General features: G+C 55.5%; 19 protein-coding genes. 13 read left to right on the top strand and 6 right to left on the bottom strand.

What is annotated here, in order from left to right; genetic code table 11:
• Positions 1-5 precede the first annotated feature (5 nt).
• The gene (gene msrA / locus AB6K10_RS12595; protein WP_339118873.1) at positions 6-623 is read left to right on the top strand and encodes a peptide-methionine (S)-S-oxide reductase MsrA; all 618 of its coding nucleotides are present in this window, start codon (positions 6-8) and stop codon (positions 621-623) included.
• A 12-nt stretch (positions 624-635) separates the two neighbouring features.
• Positions 636-1157 (top strand): cytochrome c, encoded by a 522-nt coding sequence (locus tag AB6K10_RS12590; protein WP_285263315.1) that lies wholly within the window; start codon positions 636-638, stop codon positions 1155-1157.
• Between the two features lie 25 nt (positions 1158-1182).
• Here AB6K10_RS12590 and can read toward each other — a convergent pair whose 3' ends face one another.
• A complete protein-coding gene (can, locus tag AB6K10_RS12585) occupies positions 1183-1830 on the bottom strand; it encodes a carbonate dehydratase (protein ID WP_159342200.1) in 648 nt (215 codons plus the stop codon).
• A 154-nt stretch (positions 1831-1984) separates the two neighbouring features.
• Between can and gorA the strand changes: the two genes are divergently transcribed.
• The 4 genes from gorA (at position 1985) to AB6K10_RS12565 (ending at position 6028) form a co-directional block, all read left to right on the top strand.
• The gene (gorA, locus tag AB6K10_RS12580; RefSeq protein ID WP_339118872.1) at positions 1985-3367 is read left to right on the top strand and encodes a glutathione-disulfide reductase; all 1383 of its coding nucleotides are present in this window, start codon (positions 1985-1987) and stop codon (positions 3365-3367) included.
• 243 nt (positions 3368-3610) lie between these two features.
• Positions 3611-4189: a diaminobutyrate acetyltransferase gene (gene ectA / locus AB6K10_RS12575; RefSeq protein WP_339118871.1), complete on the top strand. Its 579-nt coding sequence runs from the start codon at positions 3611-3613 to the stop codon at positions 4187-4189.
• 87 nt (positions 4190-4276) lie between these two features.
• Entirely contained in the window at positions 4277-5545 is a 1269-nt protein-coding gene (gene ectB / locus AB6K10_RS12570) for a diaminobutyrate--2-oxoglutarate transaminase (RefSeq protein ID WP_339118870.1), read from the top strand.
• 90 nt (positions 5546-5635) lie between these two features.
• On the top strand, positions 5636-6028 hold the full coding sequence (locus AB6K10_RS12565; RefSeq protein ID WP_139527592.1) for an ectoine synthase: 393 nt from the start codon (positions 5636-5638) through the stop codon (positions 6026-6028).
• An 80-nt stretch (positions 6029-6108) separates the two neighbouring features.
• Here the strand turns inward: AB6K10_RS12565 and AB6K10_RS12560 are convergent, their stop codons facing one another.
• Positions 6109-6657, bottom strand: coding sequence for a DUF3833 domain-containing protein (locus AB6K10_RS12560; RefSeq protein WP_339118869.1), 549 nt, complete (start codon positions 6655-6657; stop codon positions 6109-6111).
• A gap of 222 nt (positions 6658-6879) precedes the next feature.
• Between AB6K10_RS12560 and AB6K10_RS12555 the strand changes: the two genes are divergently transcribed.
• From AB6K10_RS12555 to yidD, 6 genes are read left to right on the top strand one after another with little or no spacing between them, the layout of a single operon-like run.
• Complete coding sequence (locus AB6K10_RS12555; RefSeq protein ID WP_159342195.1) at positions 6880-7716, top strand: ATP-dependent zinc protease; 837 nt, start codon at positions 6880-6882, stop codon at positions 7714-7716.
• A gap of 38 nt (positions 7717-7754) precedes the next feature.
• A complete protein-coding gene (locus AB6K10_RS12550) occupies positions 7755-9278 on the top strand; it encodes an inactive transglutaminase family protein (RefSeq protein WP_159342194.1) in 1524 nt (507 codons plus the stop codon).
• Positions 9275-10273 (top strand): alpha-L-glutamate ligase-like protein, encoded by a 999-nt coding sequence (locus AB6K10_RS12545; protein ID WP_253016375.1) that lies wholly within the window; start codon positions 9275-9277, stop codon positions 10271-10273. The genes AB6K10_RS12550 and AB6K10_RS12545 overlap by 4 nt, the downstream gene beginning before the upstream one ends.
• 31 nt (positions 10274-10304) lie before the next feature.
• Positions 10305-10754, top strand: a complete 450-nt coding sequence (locus AB6K10_RS12540) for a transcriptional repressor (protein WP_159342192.1) — start codon at positions 10305-10307, stop codon at positions 10752-10754.
• Positions 10754-11227: a phosphoribosyl-AMP cyclohydrolase gene (gene hisI / locus AB6K10_RS12535; protein WP_159342191.1), complete on the top strand. Its 474-nt coding sequence runs from the start codon at positions 10754-10756 to the stop codon at positions 11225-11227. The genes AB6K10_RS12540 and hisI overlap by 1 nt, the downstream gene beginning before the upstream one ends.
• A 53-nt stretch (positions 11228-11280) precedes the next feature.
• Positions 11281-11556 (top strand): membrane protein insertion efficiency factor YidD, encoded by a 276-nt coding sequence (yidD, locus tag AB6K10_RS12530; RefSeq protein ID WP_217353005.1) that lies wholly within the window; start codon positions 11281-11283, stop codon positions 11554-11556.
• A gap of 3 nt (positions 11557-11559) precedes the next feature.
• On the opposite strand, the gene AB6K10_RS12525 is transcribed toward yidD, so the two are convergent.
• Together AB6K10_RS12525 and AB6K10_RS12520 are read right to left on the bottom strand one after the other, a co-directional pair.
• Positions 11560-11976: a SufE family protein gene (locus AB6K10_RS12525; protein ID WP_305947499.1), complete on the bottom strand. Its 417-nt coding sequence runs from the start codon at positions 11974-11976 to the stop codon at positions 11560-11562.
• 38 nt (positions 11977-12014) lie between these two features.
• Complete coding sequence (locus AB6K10_RS12520; RefSeq protein ID WP_339118868.1) at positions 12015-13211, bottom strand: site-specific integrase; 1197 nt, start codon at positions 13209-13211, stop codon at positions 12015-12017.
• 206 nt (positions 13212-13417) lie between these two features.
• Between AB6K10_RS12520 and AB6K10_RS12515 the strand changes: the two genes are divergently transcribed.
• Positions 13418-14461, top strand: coding sequence for a DNA-binding protein (locus AB6K10_RS12515; protein ID WP_339118867.1), 1044 nt, complete (start codon positions 13418-13420; stop codon positions 14459-14461).
• 54 nt (positions 14462-14515) lie between these two features.
• Here AB6K10_RS12515 and AB6K10_RS12510 read toward each other — a convergent pair whose 3' ends face one another.
• Positions 14516-16150, bottom strand: coding sequence for a BCCT family transporter (locus AB6K10_RS12510; protein WP_253016383.1), 1635 nt, complete (start codon positions 16148-16150; stop codon positions 14516-14518).
• Positions 16151-16392: 242 nt separating this feature from the next.
• Positions 16393-16998 carry a Fe-S biogenesis protein NfuA gene (gene nfuA / locus AB6K10_RS12505; protein WP_159342187.1) on the bottom strand — a complete coding sequence of 202 codons (606 nt, stop codon included), beginning with the start codon at positions 16996-16998 and terminating at the stop codon, positions 16393-16395.
• Positions 16999-17067 lie beyond the last annotated feature (69 nt).

Below are 17067 nucleotides of genomic sequence, written 5' to 3'. Positions count from 1 at the left end.
GTGTTATGACGCTATTTACGAAAACGACAGCACCAGAAGGGCGCGATACACCCATCGAGACCAGCGACCTTCACACCATCACCGGGCACTCCATTCACCCCCCATTTCCAGAGGGGTATGAAGAAATCGTGCTGGGTATGGGATGTTTTTGGGGAGTAGAGCGCCTTTTCTGGCAACAGCCCGGTGTGTATGTCACTGCGGCTGGCTATGCGGGTGGCACAACGCCCAACCCAACATACAAAGAGACCTGCACTGGCCTGACGGGGCACACCGAAGTGGTGCGCGTTGTCTTCGACCCGAACCAGGTCACATTAGAGACGCTGCTGCAAATTTTCTGGGAGCAGCATGATCCCACGCAGGGAAATCGCCAGGGCAACGATATCGGCAGCCAGTACCGCTCGGCGATTTTCACCACAACGGACGCACAGCTTGCCGCTGCTCAGAAAAGTGCCGAGGCCTTTCAGCAGGCGCTCACCCGGGCGGGCAAAGGACGCATCACGACCGAAATCAAACCGCTGGACGTTTTCTACTATGCCGAGGCGTACCACCAGCAGTATCTCGATAAGAACCCGGGCGGATACTGCGGATTGAAAGGTACCGGCGTGACCTGCGCCATTGGCTGAAGGACGAACAGGATGCAACAACCATCTTCAAAGGGGCGTCGAGCCCCTCATTGGGCTCTCTCAGTGGCGCTGTTGGGGCTCTTCAGCACTGGCGTGAATGCAGAGCAACCAACGACACCGGCCATGCCGCAAAGCGCGGCCGACACACCGTTTGCGAGTGACCGTGAGGCCGTCATTTGGCGTCAGGACGAGCTGAAAGATCTAGAGCGGCTGCTACGCCAACTACGTTTCGACCTGGTCAACAACCAGGATGCGCGAGGCGCCGCACCGCGTTTGGCGGAGTTACAAGAGAAGGCGACCCAGGCCCACTTTCTTCCTGCCTTCATTGCAGGTACGCATGGACCTGGCTCCGATGCCAAGCCCGACATTTGGGAAGAGTGGGATGAGTTTGCAGCGGGGTTCACCGACTTGGAGGAGAAGGTGAGCATCCTGGTCGAAGCGGCGGAGCAAGAGGATTATCGGGCAGCCACGCGCGCATTTTCTGACGTGGGGCTCAGCTGCCGCAGTTGTCATCGTGCCTACCGCTACGATTAATGGGCAGCGATAGGCGGTTAAAAGATCAATCGCTAGGCTGCACGCGGTCGATGCGATAAAGCGTTTCTACCTGATCAAGGCCGCGGATGGTACAGTTCAAATCTTTCACGCGGCCATCGCTTAACCCATAGACCCAGCCATGCACCGAGATCGATTGGCCACGCTGCCAAGCACGCTGCAGAATCTTCGTGCGGCAAAGACTATTGACCTGGGCTTTGACGTTCAGCTCACACATTCGGTCAATTTGATCTGCCAGTGGCAGGTGTTCCAAGGTGTCGCGATGGCGGTTGTACTGCTCGCGTACCGAGTGGAGCCAATAGTCCACCACGCCACACTCACCACCGGTCACGGCTGCTTTGATGCCACCACAGCCGTAGTGTCCCACGATCATGATATGACTCACGTTGAGCACATCCACCGCGTACTGCACCACCGAGAGCGCGTTCATATCGGTATGGTGGAGCAGGTTGGCGACGTTACGGTGAACGAACACTTCGCCTGGGGGAAGAGCAATGATTTGGTTAGCCGGGACGCGACTGTCTGAGCAACCGATCCATAAATAGTCTGGAGATTGTTGGTTCGCCAAGCGCTTGAAAAAGTCCGGATCCTCTTCACACATACGTTCTGCCCATGCGCGATTGTTATCTAGCAGCGTTGCAATTTGGTCAGACATCGAGTCTCCAGAGAGTACATTGAGGTGGGGCTTGCTCAAGGGCGCGCAATAGCGTTTTAAACACAAGGTAGGCGTTTTTAACCTCCCTTGCTTAGAAGGTCAATCTTAGCGCTTACCCAGCCGAGGTAAGTACGGCACTGGATAGGAGATAACCATGTCAGCAGAAGCTGCATATGACTTCGATTTATTCGTCATTGGCGCCGGTTCCGGTGGCGTGCGCGCTGCACGTATGGCCGCCGCCGCCGGTGCTCGGGTAGCGATCGCAGAAGATCGCTACCTGGGCGGCACCTGCGTCAACGTGGGCTGTGTGCCCAAAAAACTCTATTCGTATGCGGCACATTTTCATGACAGCTTCGATGATGCGGCTGGTTTTGGCTGGCAATTGGCGTCGCCAGCACTTTTTGATTGGCCGACGTTGAGGGATAACAAAACCAGCGAGATCAAACGGCTCAACGGCATCTACCAGCGCATGCTAGAAGGCGCAGGCGTCACGCTTTTCAATGCACGCGCCCGCGTGACTAATCCACACACCGTCGCCCTGACCAATGCCGAAGGCGAGGTGAGCGTGAGTGCCGATAAAATCCTGCTGGCCACGGGCGGTTGGCCCTGGGTGCCTGAATTCCCCGGTAGCGACCTTGCCTTGACCTCGAACCAAGTATTTGACTTGGAAACGTTCCCCAAACGCTTCCTAGTGTTGGGCGGTGGCTATATAGCGGTCGAGTTTGCCAGCATCTTCAACGGTTTAGGCAGTGAGACCCATCTCATCTACCGTGGGGATCTATTTTTGAAAGGCTTCGATCAGGAGGTGCGTGAGTTCACTCGAGATGAGATGGCTAAAAAAGGTGTCCATTTACATTTCTCTGCCAACATCGCCCGCATCGAACAGGTGGGCGACGCGCTCGAGGTAGAGCTCACCACAGGCGAGACACTCGACGTCGATGCCGTCTTGGCGGCCACCGGCCGTCGAGCCAACGTCAGCGGGCTTGGCGTAGACTCCTTAGGCATCACGTTGAACAGCGACGGCAAAGTGCCGATTAATGACCGTTATGAAACCGCTGTGCCGTCGATTTTAGCCTTGGGAGATCTGATCGAAGGGCCTGAGTTAACCCCGGTGGCTCTGGCAGAAGCCATGCAGCTGGTGGACATTCACTTCCACCAAAAAACGCCAAGACCGCTAGATTACGACACCATTCCTACGGCTGTTTTTTGCCACCCTAACATTGGCACGGTCGGGCTGTCGGAAGAGGCTGCGAGAGAGAAATTCGATCGCATACGGGTCTACCGGACCGACTTCAGGGCCATGAAACATACGCTTTCTGGAAGCCAAGAGCGCATGTTGATGAAACTCATCGTCGATGATGCCTGCGATGTGGTGGTGGGCGCTCATATGGTGGGCGAAGAGGCTGGTGAACTGATTCAGGGCATCGCTATCGCGGTGCGCGCGGGGCTGACGAAAGAAGATTTCGATCGCACCGTGGGCATTCACCCAACCGGAGCGGAAGAGTTCGTGACCATGAGAACCCCATCACGCTACTAAGAAATTCTATCAATATTCAAGGCGAGCTTCGGCTCGCCTTTTTTGTCTCGCGCAGCGGGCAGCCTGATCTAAACTCAGTGAGTGACGTCATGAAACGCCAGCCCAGCGGGGGCCTCAGCTCGTTGATGATCCGATTTTATAACTAGAATTTATGGAAAACAGGGAGATGAATAATATGGCTTTTGAATTGCTCATAATCAGCTGTTATAATGAAACTCAAATTCGCTACAGCGAAGCATAACCATGAGTACGCCGATCACGCCGTTTACCCCCTCTGCCGAGCTGGCACGTCCTACCGTCGCCGATGCCGTAGTAGGCCACGCCGAAACGCCACTGTTCATCCGTAAGCCCAACGCCGACGATGGCTGGGGCATCTACGAGCTGATCAAAGCATGCCCGCCGCTAGACGTAAATTCCGCTTACGCCTATTTATTATTGGCGACCCAGTTCCGCGATACCTGCGCCGTCGCCACTAATGAAGAAGGAGAGGTCGTTGGATTCGTCTCGGGTTATGTCAAAGACAACGCACCGGATACCTATTTTTTATGGCAGGTCGCCGTGGGTGAAAAAGCCCGGGGAACGGGCCTTGCGCGCCGCTTGGTAGAGGCGATCATGTCGCGTCCCGAACTGGACGACGTCCACCACCTCGAAACCACCATCACACCCGATAACCAGGCTTCCTGGGGATTGTTCCGCCGCTTGGCTGCACGCTGGCAGGCACCCCTCAATAGCCGGGAATACTTCTCTACCGAGCAGTTAGGGGGAGAGCACGACCCGGAAAACCTCGTCCGCATCGGGCCGTTTCAGACGAACCATCTCTAACGGGGCGTCTTGAGCGAGCGTTTTCCCGCTCGTGTTGACCTAGCTGCTTTTCTTGCTTGGCTCATAACACTGATAAGGAGGTCGCAAATGCAGACCCAGACACTCGAACGCATGGAATCCAATGTTCGTACCTATTCACGTTCGTTCCCTGTTGTCTTTACGAAGGCACAGAACGCACGTTTGACCGATGAGAATGGTCGCGAGTACATCGATTTTCTCGCCGGTGCCGGCACGTTGAACTACGGTCACAACAATCCGCACTTGAAGGACGCCATGATTGACTACCTGTCTAGCGACGGTGTCGTTCACGGCCTGGATATGTGGACCAGTGCCAAACGTGACTATCTAGAAACACTGGAAAATGTCATCCTCAAGCCCCGTGGGCTCGATTACAAAGTGCATCTGCCGGGTCCGACGGGAACGAACGCCGTCGAGGCAGCCATCCGTTTGGCGCGTGTTGCTAAAGGTCGCCATAATATTGTGACCTTCACCAACGGCTTCCACGGAGTGACCATGGGCGCACTGGCTACCACGGGCAACCGCAAGTTCCGTGAAGCCACCGGGGGCATTCCCACGCAAGGTGCCAGCTTCCTGCCGTTCGACGGTTACATGGGTGAGCACGCAGACACGCTGGACTACTTTGAAAAACTGCTGAATGACAAGTCAGGCGGTTTGGACATTCCCGCAGGCGTGATCGTCGAAACCGTGCAAGGCGAGGGCGGTATCAACGTCGCAGGACTGGAGTGGCTCAAGCGCTTAGAAAGCATTTGCCGCGCCCATGACATCCTGCTGATCGTCGATGATATCCAGGCAGGCTGTGGCCGTACGGGGAAATTCTTTAGCTTTGAGCATGCGGGCATCACACCGGACATCGTCACAAACTCGAAATCGCTGTCAGGCTTTGGGCTGCCATTTGCTCATGTATTGATGCGCCCGGAGTTGGATAAGTGGAAGCCCGGTCAGTACAACGGCACGTTCCGCGGCTTTAACTTAGCCATGGTCACAGCGACGGCAGCCCTGAAAAAGTATTGGTCGAACGACACCTTTGCTCGCGACGTGCAGCGCAAGGCGCGAATCGTCGAAGAGCGTTTTCAGAAGTTGGCGGCACTGCTCACCGAACATGGCATGCCAGCAACGGAGCGCGGTCGCGGTTTGATGCGCGGTATCGACGTCGTATCTGGTGATATTGCCGATAAAATCACCAGCACGGCCTTCGAGCATGGCCTTATCATCGAAACCAGCGGTCAGGACGGGGAAGTGGTGAAATGTTTGTGCCCTCTGACCATTCCGGATGGGGATCTGCTGGAAGCGCTGGATATTCTGGAAGCGTCAGTTAAGTCTGTTATAAACGAGTAGTTTAGCGTTAGTCTAAGTGGCCTAGCGCCATTACGTCCCTCACAGGAACAGGCAGCCAGTGTGTGGCTGCCATGCAACGGAGCACGTTATATGATCGTTCGTAATATTGAAGAAGCTCGTCAAACTGACCGTCTCGTTACCGCTGAAAATGGCAATTGGGACAGCACTCGCTTGGTGTTGGCCAACGATGGTGGCAACTTCTCGTTCCACATTACGCGCATCTTTGAAGGCACCGAGACGCATATCCACTACAAGCACCACTATGAGTCCGTTTACTGCATCGAAGGGGAAGGTGAGGTTGAAACCCTGGCAGATGGCAAAATTTGGCCCATCAAACCAGGCGACATCTATATCCTAGACCAGCACGATGAGCATCTGCTGCGCGCTCATAAAACGATGCACCTTGCATGTGTCTTCACGCCGCCGATCACTGGCAACGAAGTTCACCGTGAAGATGGTTCTTACGCACCGGCCGATGAATAAGCGCTTGCGCTAACTGAGTGCGGATAAAAGCAGCCTAGCATCGTCGCTAGGCTGCTTTTTTTGATAGCGAGACGGGCTGCCTAGCGGCCAACTTGTTCGAATACCAGCGTTATTTCACCCAGCGTCAGGCCAAATTTCCGCATGGCGGTGCGGTTAATGAGCCGACCGTCCGGCTGAAGGTACATCCAGTCGTCCATAGTAAAGCTTAACGTGCGTTCGCCCACATCGATGTCGAGGGGATAGCGCATGTGAAACGCGTGGCCATATTGCCGAGCATCGACTTGGCCGTCGACGTCATTGGCTGTGCCAATCCAGTGGTGTTCGTCGACACGCTCGAACTCCCAAACGCGCTGGTCGGTTTCACCATCGGCAAACACGAACGACTCATCCAGCGTCAACGTATCGCCCTCGAATGTGCCTGTAATATCTACCGTAAAACGTCGCTGTACTTCACCCGAGTAGTCCTGCACCATTCCCCAGGCGCGAGTTTGGCCAGTGAAATACTCTGCAATATCCAAGCGGGGCGTGGTATTGGCATACTCCTCGACCTTGACGCTGGCACAGCCAGCGAGCAAGAAAAAGCTCGAAACGAGCGATAGGGCCAAGAGACGCTTGCGAAGGGTATTCATTGAGTCATTCCTTTATCATTCAGATAAGCCGTATAGCTATTGTAGGAGAAGCGTGACTGTTTCAGTAGTCATGGCTCAAAAATAACCAGCCCTTTAGTTCGCATAATATATATTATGTTAAATCAGATAAACGGGGCCGATGAAAAACCGCTACCATGTTGGACAAGCGGTCTCCCTTCTCCTTATCATTCGTGCTCTTATTGTCCAAGGATATCCCTCGTTATGCGCTCAGGTGTTTTATGGCTAATGGCCGGTTTGTCGATGTCGTTTGCAGGCTGCGCGGTGACACAGCCAGAGTCAAATGAGCCGCCGCCGCTAAGCGAGGCTTCATTCAATACCCGTATCCTTGAACTAGAGTCCTCCCTTGCCCAACGATGCGAGGCTTCTACTAGCATGAACGAGCAGCAGCTCAACCAGCAGCAAGTGCTGACCGCAGATGTTCGTGAAGTCGGCAGTCTGCTGCGCCAACTGCGTCAAGACATGGCTAGCCTGGAAGCGCGTGGCGAAGAGCCGGTCATCATTCGTGAAGAGTGCCGTGTCGAGGAGCCGGAAGATAACAAGACGTTGCTGGGCCGTAGCGAATGGGTGGGATTACCCAGCATTGGCACCTATTTAAAGGCGCGGGTGGACTCTGGCGCCAACACCTCGTCTCTCTCTGCTGCCGAGATCACTCGTTTCGAGCGTGATGGTGAGGACTGGGTGCGCTTCAAATTGGCGCTCAATGACGACGATATCGTCGTCGAGCAAGTGCGCGACGAGTGGATCGAAGCCCCTATCGAGCGCCGTGTCAAAATCGTCCAGGCCTCTGGCGAAGAGTCACGTCCGGTCATTTCATTACTGATGACGCTGGGCCCCATTCGTGAAAACGTCGAATTCACCCTAAACGATCGCACGCACTTGGATTATCCCGTGCTGCTAGGACGTCGCTTCATGATGGACATTGCCACCATCGATGTGGCTGAGACGTACCTGCATGACCGCCCTGAATTCCCGGGTGGCGCGCCCTCTGAAGACGCGGCTGACGATGAAGCGGCCGATCAAGACGATACCGAAGAGTAATATCACTCCCCTGCCGCTTTACGCTGAAAGGAATCACCATGTCACGGTTGCCATTTTATTTTATCGTTGGGTTGCTGCTGCTGGTCGGCATCGTTGCCAGCGTGCATCGCCATTTGCAGTTTGAGATCCCCTGGTTTCCAGGCGAGCAGCGCCAAGTATGGGAAATCGAAGCCGTCATTAACTTCAACGCCCAAAATGGCCCGGTGCAAGTCGATTTAGCCTTGCCCTCTCACCAGGCAGGGTTCCGTGTGTTAACCGAAAATACGGCGTCCTCTGGCTACGGGCTGGCTTATCAAGCCGATGAACTTGGCCGCCAAGCCCAGTGGACCATTCGTGACGCTGCGGGCAGCCAGCAGCTTTACTACTCGGTCCAAATGCTGGTATCACCTGATTCTCGTTCGCCAGTGCAAACACCGCCGGGTATTCCGTCGGTGACTCCTTGGGAAAGCCCCTATGATACGGCGGCAACCCAGTTGATCGACCGCGCCTGGGATCGCAGCGCTAATAACGCTACCTTCGCTCGAGAGCTGATCCTCGATATCAACGGCGAGCGGCAAGGTGAAAACGCACGCTTGTTACTGACGCAAATGCAGCCTTCCGCATTGATCGTTCGCCTATTGAACCAGGCAGGCGTGCAAGCTAGAGAAGTCAGCGGCCTGCTGCTCGAGGACGGTCGCCGTCGTCAAACGTTGAGCAGCTGGATCCAAGTATTCGACCAAGACGCTGAAGAATGGACGCTGTTCAACCCCGCCACGGGCGAGCAGGGTCAGCCCGATAACCTGCTGCTATGGGAAACCGGCGGCCGCGCGGTACTCGAAGTGCAAGGCGGCACCAACTCTCGCGTCTCGTTCTCGATGCTGACCCATTACCAGCCGGCGTCAGCGGCGGTCCGTAACCACTACTCGGACGACACGCTGCTGAACTTCTCGATTCACAGCCTGCCACTAGAAGAGCAAGCACTGTTCCAAACGATTCTCTTGATTCCGATTGGCGCGCTGGTCGTGGTGTTCCTACGTGTGCTAGTGGGTGTGAAGACATCAGGGACGTTCATGCCGGTACTGATTGCACTGGCCTTCATCCAAACCACCCTGTTGACCGGTTTGATTGGCTTCCTGCTGATCGTTGCCGTCGGCTTGATCATTCGTAACTACCTCTCTTATTTGAATTTGCTGTTGGTGGCGAGGGTGTCGGCGGTCATCATTACGGTCATCGCCATCATCTCCATCTTTACCGTGCTGGCCTACCGTATGGGCTTGAGCGCCGGATTGACGGTCACGTTCTTCCCAATGATCATCTTGGCGTGGACCATCGAACGGATGTCGATCCTGTGGGAAGAGGAAGGCCCGAAACAGGTACTTATCCAAGGGGGCGGCAGCCTGTTGACCGCCGTACTGGCGTTCCTGGCGATGAATAACCCGTGGGTACGCCATATCACGTTCAACTTCTTGGGTGTGCAGCTCATTTTGATGGCGTTCATCCTGCTGCTGGGGAACTACACGGGCTACCGCTTGCTGGAGCTGCGTCGTTTCAAACCCATCACCGAAGATGAGAAGCCGTCATGAGTTGGCTGAAAAATTGGACGTGGCCTACCCGTCTTCGGGATAAAGGCATCGTGGGTATGAACCGGCGCAACATTCGCTACATCGGGCGGTATAACGCGCGTCGGCTCTATCCGCTCGTGGACGACAAACTAAAGACGAAGCTACTGGCTCAGCAGTACGGCATCACCACCCCTGAACTGATTGGCACGGTTACGACACAGTTTGGCGTTCAACATATCAGCGACATGCTGGAAGGCCATGCGGGATTCGTGATCAAACCCGCCAAAGGCAGCGGGGGTAAAGGGATTTTGGTCATTGAAAAGGTAGAGAATGGCCTTTTCTACAAGCCCAGCGGTGCTAGCCTGACGATCAGCGATATAGAACGCCACGTTTCCAACCTCCTCTCGGGGCTATACTCCCTCGGTGGCTCCCCCGACGTGGCCGTTATCGAAACGCTGATCAATTTTGATGAGAGCCTGCTTGAGTACACCTACGAAGGCGTGCCCGATATTCGCGTCATCGTCTTCAAAGGGTATCCGGTCATGGCGATGATGCGCCTCTCTACGGCGGCCTCCGATGGCAAGGCGAACCTTCACCAAGGAGCCGTTGGAGTGGGGTTGAACATTGCCACCGGTGCAGCGCTGCGTGGCGTGCAGTTTGACCGCCCCTGCTACAGTCACCCCGATACGGGGCACGACTTGGCTAGTCTGGTCGTACCCCAGTGGGAAACGCTGCTGCACCTGGCAGCGGGCTGCTACGAGATGACCGGACTTGGCTACCTGGGCACCGACATGGTGCTGGACCGTAAACACGGGCCAATGCTACTGGAGCTCAACGCCCGCCCCGGTTTGGCGATTCAGATGACCAACGGCGAAGGCTTACGGCGTCGGTTGGACTTGATTGAGCGTCAGCCTGATAACGTACCAGTGGCGAAGCGTGTTGCTTTTGCTCAACACCACTTTGCGCGCAAGAGTGAGCTGGTCGAGACCCCTGACACACCTTCGGCAACGGCGTAGACTACACCCGTGACGTTCAACGAGTTATCTAATGACTGAAGCCAATACGCTATTGCAGCAAGCAGAATCTCAGTGCCACACGCGCGGCGTTCGGTTTACTCCGATACGCCGCCGGGTACTCGAGCTTATCGCAGAAAATGGCGGGGGGCTCAAAGCATACGACTTGCTGGATCAGCTCTCTACCGAGCACGCCGCTGCTCGTCCGCCCACCGTTTACCGTGCGCTGGAGTTTCTCATCGAGCAGGGGCTGGTGCACCGTATCGAGTCGCAGAATGCCTACGTGGCCTGCGCGTGCCCGGAGCACACCCATGGTTTCCAACTGCTCATCTGTCGCCAGTGTGGCTACGTCGAAGAATTGCACTTGGATGAAATTAGCGATCAGCTGGCCGCGCTTGCGAAACGTCAAGGTTTCAATGTCGAGCGCCAAACCATCGAGCTTCAGGGCTTATGCCAAGCGTGCCGACCCACGAGTAATGCCTAATGTCTCACTTTGACCAACTGGCGCCTCAGCAGCTTTTCAAAGCGCTGGAGTCTGCTTCCCCCCAAGACACCCTGCCCTCAATGGACGTGCTCTTGAATGCCGTACGTTTCAATGACGACGGCCTGATTCCCGCCATCGCCCAACAGCACGATACCGGTGAGGTATTGATGATGGCGTGGATGAATCGAGAAGCCCTGGAAGAGACGTTATCCACCCAGCGAGTGTGCTACTTCTCCCGCTCTCGCCAAACGCTCTGGCGTAAAGGGGAAACGTCCGGTCAGCAGCAGCACCTAGTGAGCGCCGCCCTGGATTGTGATGGCGATACTCTGCTCGTGCAGGTCGATCAAACAGGGCCTGCCTGCCACACCGGCCGCCGCAGCTGTTTCTATGTCGCACTAGGGGTAGAAAGCGCAGAAATCACCAGTGAGCCGATGATCGACCCGGCAACGCTATATGGTCCAAAAACGTCGTGAAAAACGGATGGCAGGCCCTGCAGCGAGGCGGTCGCAGGCTGCTGACCGCACTGATGGTGGGCTGCATTCGCGTCTATCAATATACCATTAGTCCCTTGTTGGGTCCGCGCTGTCGTTTCTGGCCAAGCTGCTCTTCCTATACCATCGAGGCCATCCAAGTGCATGGCCCTCTCAAAGGCGGCTGGATGGCCGCCAAGCGCATCGTGAAATGCCACCCCGGCCATCCGGGAGGCATGGACCCGGTGCCTGGCGGGCGCAGCGAAACGCTATGCCAAGATGATGACGACTGCCCTGCGAACCGCTGCGGTTCGTCCTCCTGCCGCCACTAATGCTTACCCCTGCTTAGCCACCTGATAAATACGCTCTAACATCGCATGCAGGCCATTACTGCGCGTAGGCGATAGGTGTTTGTCCAGCCCGAGATCTTTCAAGAAGTGCGGTTCGGTCTGATTGATCTCTTCGGCTGTGCGCTCACTGTAGATACGCAGCAGCACGGCAATCAGCCCTGATACGATAGCCGCATCCGACGTAGCCTTGAACACCAGCTTGTCGCCTGCCTGTTCATGGCACATCCACACGTTGGATTGGCAGCCTTGGATTTTAAACTCGTTGGTACGACGCTCTTCCGGAAAGTCAGGCAGCTGCTTGCCCATATCAATAATGTATTGATAACGATCCATCCAGTTATCAAACATCTCAAACTCTTCGACTAGCTCCTGTTGGGCTAGCTCTGCGCCTGAAGTTGCCATGACGTATCCTTTGGGTTAATGAATCACAGTCGGGGCTATTATAACGTTTCAGCCCCTGTTTTTGGCGGCGTTTTCAAGCGGTGGCGCTGCTGCTCTCGATGCCACTCATCGGCTTCGGTATGTAAGTAGCGGCTGGTGGTATCTAGCTTGGCATGGCGAGCACTTTCCGCTAAGTAGCGTAGGCTAACGCCGGACTGAGCCTGATGAGTGATCGCTGTATGTCTCAGCCAGTGAGGCGTTGCCCGTCGAAGTGCTTCGATATAGGCAGGCTGGCCATCCTGCATTTCGAGCGCATCCGCGGCGTTGGCAAAGGTGTCTTTCATCAACCGATAAAGCTGGTTATCGCTAATGCCTCTGCGCTTATCCAGCGCACGAATCACCGGGGTTGGCTCGTCGTAGCCTGGCTCTGCCTTGAGCCCTAGCGCCACTCGCCATGCTTGCAGGCTCTCCAGCATGTCCGCAGGCACGGGTATGCGAGCCTGCTTACTGCCCTTGCCGACTACCCTCCACCACCAGCGCCCTTCTATCCGATGAAAGTCATCCATGCGGGCGTTGGCCATCTCGCTAATGCGTGGTGCCAAAAGATAGGCAAAGCTAAAGATGAAGCGTCTTCGTGAGCTCTCGTAAACGAGCCGCGCGTCATCGCTCTGCGGCGGCTGGTTCAGCCACTGCCAAAACCAGGCCCACAGCGGTTGCTCCAGGTAGCGCTCTATGCCCTGCAACTGATTGTTCATGCGCCGCGCTTTGTCACGCATCAGCACGAAAGGGTTGTGCCCTACCCAGCCAGCCTCCACCAGCCAGCTAAACAAGCCCTGCAGAATGATCAGGCTTTGCCGACGACTCGCGGGCGACAGACCGTTTCTGAAGGGGCGCCATTCAGGATGCTCACGAGGTTTTGACGGCCCTACCCACGCTGCCCGTGGCTGAGGGTCTTCTAGAAAAGCTTCGAACTGGCGCAGCGCCTCACGGTTCATATCACGCAACCCTTTACCTTGGCTGGCTAGCCAAAGCAGCAGTCGCTCGGCCTCTCGCCGATAGCTTTTGAGCGTTTGCGGGCTGTCACGATACTCCGTAAGCCAAAGCAACACGGCCTGATGGTCGTTTTCTGCCTCGATACGTGGGGGCTGGGTAGGCGCTGAGACAGATTGGCTTGTCAGCCAGTGCCCCTCCTCCCTCACCGGCATTGCAGAGGAGAGATCGAGGCTGTGCCCATTCTTTGTCGTTTCTAATGGCATCTCAGCGCCCTTTTAGTCGTTATCCATTCAATGGTTAAGTGTGACGCTACAACTCTATAAATTCAAGATAATGATCGTAATCTTGAATTTTACTGCCGTTAAATAAATAATATTACGTTTTATGTAATATGTAATAATTGTGTTTTGCTCGTAAAGTCAGGACAATGCCGTTCAAGCAATGTCACTCAACGCATAAGGATCACGCCATGGCGCGCAGCGGAATTCAGTACAGTGATGTTCAACAAGCTATCGATACGCTACTGGCCCGTGGGGATACCCCCAGCGTGCAGCGTATCCGAGAGGTGCTCGGCACCGGCAGCTTTACCACCATCAGCGAACACTTCCGGCTATGGCGAACTGAGCGCGAGCAGAATCGCGACGTACCGCCACCCAAAGGCGTCCCGGAAGTCGTGGTCAATGTAGCCAGCGAGCTATGGCGCGAAGCGCAAGAAGTAGCCAACCAAGCACTCGCGCACTACCGAGAAGATGCCAATCGTCAGGTGGAGAGCGCACAGCAAGAAGCCGCCGAAGCGCTTCAACAGGCCGCCAATGCCGAACAGCGTGAAAGCGCCCTGGCCGAGCACCTTCGCCACACCGAACAGCGCCTAGAGGCGCTGCACCGCGAGCTTGGCGAGAGCCAGACCCATGAGCGTCATTGGCAGCAGCAGGCAGAAAAAGTGGCTCAGGAAGTCATCCACTACCGCGAGCAGCTCGATCAAGCACAGCGCGCGCTCAAAACGGATCAACAACGCTTTAGTGAGCAACAGGCCGCGCAGCAAACGGCTTGGGAGCAGCGTCTGGCCCAAGAGGAGCAGCGCAACGAAGCGTCGGAAGGTAAATTGATGGCGCTGTTGGACACGCTGCGACAAGAGCGTGCTCAAGAAGAGAAAGCGCTACAAAAGCGCTTACAGCAATGGGAGCAGCGTGCAGAGGCACTCACCAAGGAGTTGCAGCAAAAAAACGATGCGATTCATCACTACCAGCAAGAAAACAGCGCTCATCAGCAGCGCCTGACAGAGCTGGAACGCCACAATGCAGAGCTACTAACACAGCGCAACGAGCTGCAGGCGAGCCTGGACAAAGCTACGCAGGCGCTGGAAACACATCAACAACAGGCGCGAGACAGTGACCATTGGCAAGAGCAGTTATGGCAGCGCATGGCGTCACTGCAAGCACAGCTAGCGGATCTGCCTAACACGCTGATCAGTAGCAGCGATGATACGTCAGACACAAAAAAGCCATCCCGATAAGCGGGATGGCCAAGCATGACTCGAGGATGGGAGCGACGAGGGTCCGTAGCCGTGTTAAGACTGGCTCGGCTCGCCGCTCTGTTCCTCAGGTAGTTCCCACGTACCCTTCTCCGTCCAGGGGTCGTTTTCTGGAAACTCTTCGATGTTGATCTCAGGATCATCGTAATCGGGCTGATAACGCAGATCGTAATGCGCTGCGCGCACCATGGAGATCATCAACAGCACGGCAATCAACAGTAGCGGTACACCGCTAACGATACTGGCGGTCTGCAGTGTTTGCAGTCCGCCCAAGAACAGCAGTGACATCGGCAGTAGCGATAGCGTAAAGGCCCAAAACAGACGATGCCAGCGCGCAGGCTCTTTATCGAGTTTCTTCTCGGCCGCGGACGAAAGAATGTAGGCAATGGAATCGAATGTGGTGGCGGTAAAAATCGACAGCAGTATCACTACCGCGAGCGTGACGAGCCAAGACAGCGGCAACTGGCTAAGCACGGCATAGAAGGCTGCATTCGCCGACTGTTCGTTCATCACTTGAATGACGTCCAGCGTGCCGGATAGCTGCAGATAAAGGCCGTAGTTGCCGAGGATGATGAAAAATAGCGCACAACCCAGCGAGCCAAAGAAAATCGATCCCGCCACCATGGTCTTGATACGGCGCCCTTTCGAAATGCGCGCAATGAATAGCCCCACGGTCGGCGCGAACACCAGCCACCACGCCCAGTAGAAAATCGTCCATGACTGATGGAAACCAGTGTCCTCGAATCCACCCAACGCGCCAAACGGCTCGGTCCATGTCGCCATTTCGATCAGGTTGCTGAGCATTAAGCCGATAGAATTCAGGCCCGTATCCAGGATGAACACCGTTGGTCCCATTACCAGTACGAACAGCAGTACGGCGAGGCCCAGCCACATATTGATGTCCGACAGCATTTCGATGCCGCCCTTCAGGCCACGCCAGGCACTTACGGCAAAGATGGCCGTCGTGCCCACTAGCACGGCAATTTGGCTGCTGGCATTGGGCGTGAAAGCGAATAGATTGCCAAGCCCTTCATTGATGAGAGGCACCAAAATACCCAGCGACGTCGCGCCGCCACCCAGCATGCCGAAAATAAACAGAATATCGATAATGTTACCCAACCAGCTTCGAGCCAGCTTTTCACCCAGCACGGGGCGAATGGCTTCACTGATACGCAGCACTTTGTGTTTACGCACGTGAAGAAAGTACGCCATGGGCAATGCCGGCACGAGATAGATCGACCATGCAATCGGCCCCCAGTGGAACATGCCATACGTAGCCGCCCAGGCGGTTGCCTCTTCGGAGAAAGGCGCGACATGGAAAGGCGGATTTTGCAGGTAATACATCCACTCCACCATGCCCCAGAAGACGACCGCCCCACCAATGCCTGCAGCAAACAGCATCGCGCCCCACGATAGCAGCGAAAACTCTGGTTCGGCATCGACATCGCCTAACTTGATCTGTCCTATGTCGCTAAACACGATGTAGAACATGAAGCCCAGCGATGCGACGCCCATGGCGAGATAGAGCACGCCGAAGTTGGTGGTCACGAAGCTTTGCGCCGCCATCACCCACACCCGCCCCATCTCTGGAAACAGAATGAGCGGCAGCGTCACCGCCAGCAGCAGGCCTAGCGATCCGAAAAAGATAGGTTTATGAATATTAGAAAACACAGATGAGCGTTTAATGGCCGTCTCTCCATGGCACTTTGTAGGAACCCGCTAGGCATCATCGCCCAGGGAATAGCTTTACAATAGTTTTACATGGAATCATCGTTGATCGCTAGACGGCGCTTTAGTGGCTCGAATGATGAAACGCTAACGATAAAAAAGCCCAGCAGTGCTCTGCTGGGCTTACTACCGACGCTCTGCTGCCTTTAGCTCAGTGTCTACCAAGCCAATGGGCAGCCATAGGCTTAGCGATAATAGGCGTTCGTAGTATCCGTGTGGTCGGTCACGTCGCGGATACCGGCAAGCTCGGGAATACGGTCCATCAACGTTTTCTCGACACCGTCTTTGAGCGTGAGGTCCACCGCGGCGCACCCTTGGCAACCACCGCCAAAGGCCAGGATCGCGACTTTGTCTTCGGTCAGCTCGACGAGCTTGATCTCACCACCGTGGGCCGCCAGACCAGGGTTGATTTCGCTATAGAGCGTGTAATTGATGCGATCTTCGAGCGGACTATCGGCATTGACCTTCGGCATCTTAGCGTTGGGCGCCTTGATGGTCAGCTGGCCACCCATGCGGTCAGCATTGAAGTCGACCACCGCTTCTTCCAAGAATGCGAGGCTGTTCTTGTCGAGAAAGACATTGATCTTCTCGAGTTCTAGTTTGACGTCCGTCGGCTCTTCTTCCCCAGGGCGGCAATAGGCCAGACAGGTTTCTGCATAAGGTGTGCCGGGCTGAGTGATGAAAATGCGTACGGCAATCCCCTCGACGTTCTGCTTTTCCAGCAGCTCGGCAAGGTAGGTTTGTGCACTGTCGGTAATATCAATACCAGGCGCTTCGATAGTCGTGGTCATAAGGGATGTTATCCTCCCGTGGTAGTGGCACGGCCACTTCACATGTCATTTGTGCCTATGGTAAGCAAA

Source organism: Halomonas sp. BMC6, assembly GCF_964204995.1.
In the GTDB taxonomy this organism is placed as follows: Bacteria; Pseudomonadota; Gammaproteobacteria; order Pseudomonadales; family Halomonadaceae; genus Vreelandella.
This window is presented reverse-complemented; position numbering and strand designations above follow the sequence as displayed.

Coding starts and splice junctions, on each gene's coding strand:
- msrA (WP_339118873.1), top strand. CDS start 6: ATGACGCTATTTACGAAAACGACAGCACCAGAAGGGCGCGATACACCC.
- AB6K10_RS12590 (WP_285263315.1), top strand. CDS start 636: ATGCAACAACCATCTTCAAAGGGGCGTCGAGCCCCTCATTGGGCTCTC.
- can (WP_159342200.1), bottom strand. CDS start 1,830: ATGTCTGACCAAATTGCAACGCTGCTAGATAACAATCGCGCATGGGCA.
- gorA (WP_339118872.1), top strand. CDS start 1,985: ATGTCAGCAGAAGCTGCATATGACTTCGATTTATTCGTCATTGGCGCC.
- ectA (WP_339118871.1), top strand. CDS start 3,611: ATGAGTACGCCGATCACGCCGTTTACCCCCTCTGCCGAGCTGGCACGT.
- ectB (WP_339118870.1), top strand. CDS start 4,277: ATGCAGACCCAGACACTCGAACGCATGGAATCCAATGTTCGTACCTAT.
- AB6K10_RS12565 (WP_139527592.1), top strand. CDS start 5,636: ATGATCGTTCGTAATATTGAAGAAGCTCGTCAAACTGACCGTCTCGTT.
- AB6K10_RS12560 (WP_339118869.1), bottom strand. CDS start 6,657: ATGAATACCCTTCGCAAGCGTCTCTTGGCCCTATCGCTCGTTTCGAGC.
- AB6K10_RS12555 (WP_159342195.1), top strand. CDS start 6,880: ATGCGCTCAGGTGTTTTATGGCTAATGGCCGGTTTGTCGATGTCGTTT.
- AB6K10_RS12550 (WP_159342194.1), top strand. CDS start 7,755: ATGTCACGGTTGCCATTTTATTTTATCGTTGGGTTGCTGCTGCTGGTC.
- AB6K10_RS12545 (WP_253016375.1), top strand. CDS start 9,275: ATGAGTTGGCTGAAAAATTGGACGTGGCCTACCCGTCTTCGGGATAAA.
- AB6K10_RS12540 (WP_159342192.1), top strand. CDS start 10,305: ATGACTGAAGCCAATACGCTATTGCAGCAAGCAGAATCTCAGTGCCAC.
- hisI (WP_159342191.1), top strand. CDS start 10,754: ATGTCTCACTTTGACCAACTGGCGCCTCAGCAGCTTTTCAAAGCGCTG.
- yidD (WP_217353005.1), top strand. CDS start 11,281: ATGGTGGGCTGCATTCGCGTCTATCAATATACCATTAGTCCCTTGTTG.
- AB6K10_RS12525 (WP_305947499.1), bottom strand. CDS start 11,976: ATGGCAACTTCAGGCGCAGAGCTAGCCCAACAGGAGCTAGTCGAAGAG.
- AB6K10_RS12520 (WP_339118868.1), bottom strand. CDS start 13,211: ATGCCATTAGAAACGACAAAGAATGGGCACAGCCTCGATCTCTCCTCT.
- AB6K10_RS12515 (WP_339118867.1), top strand. CDS start 13,418: ATGGCGCGCAGCGGAATTCAGTACAGTGATGTTCAACAAGCTATCGAT.
- nfuA (WP_159342187.1), bottom strand. CDS start 16,998: ATGACCACGACTATCGAAGCGCCTGGTATTGATATTACCGACAGTGCA.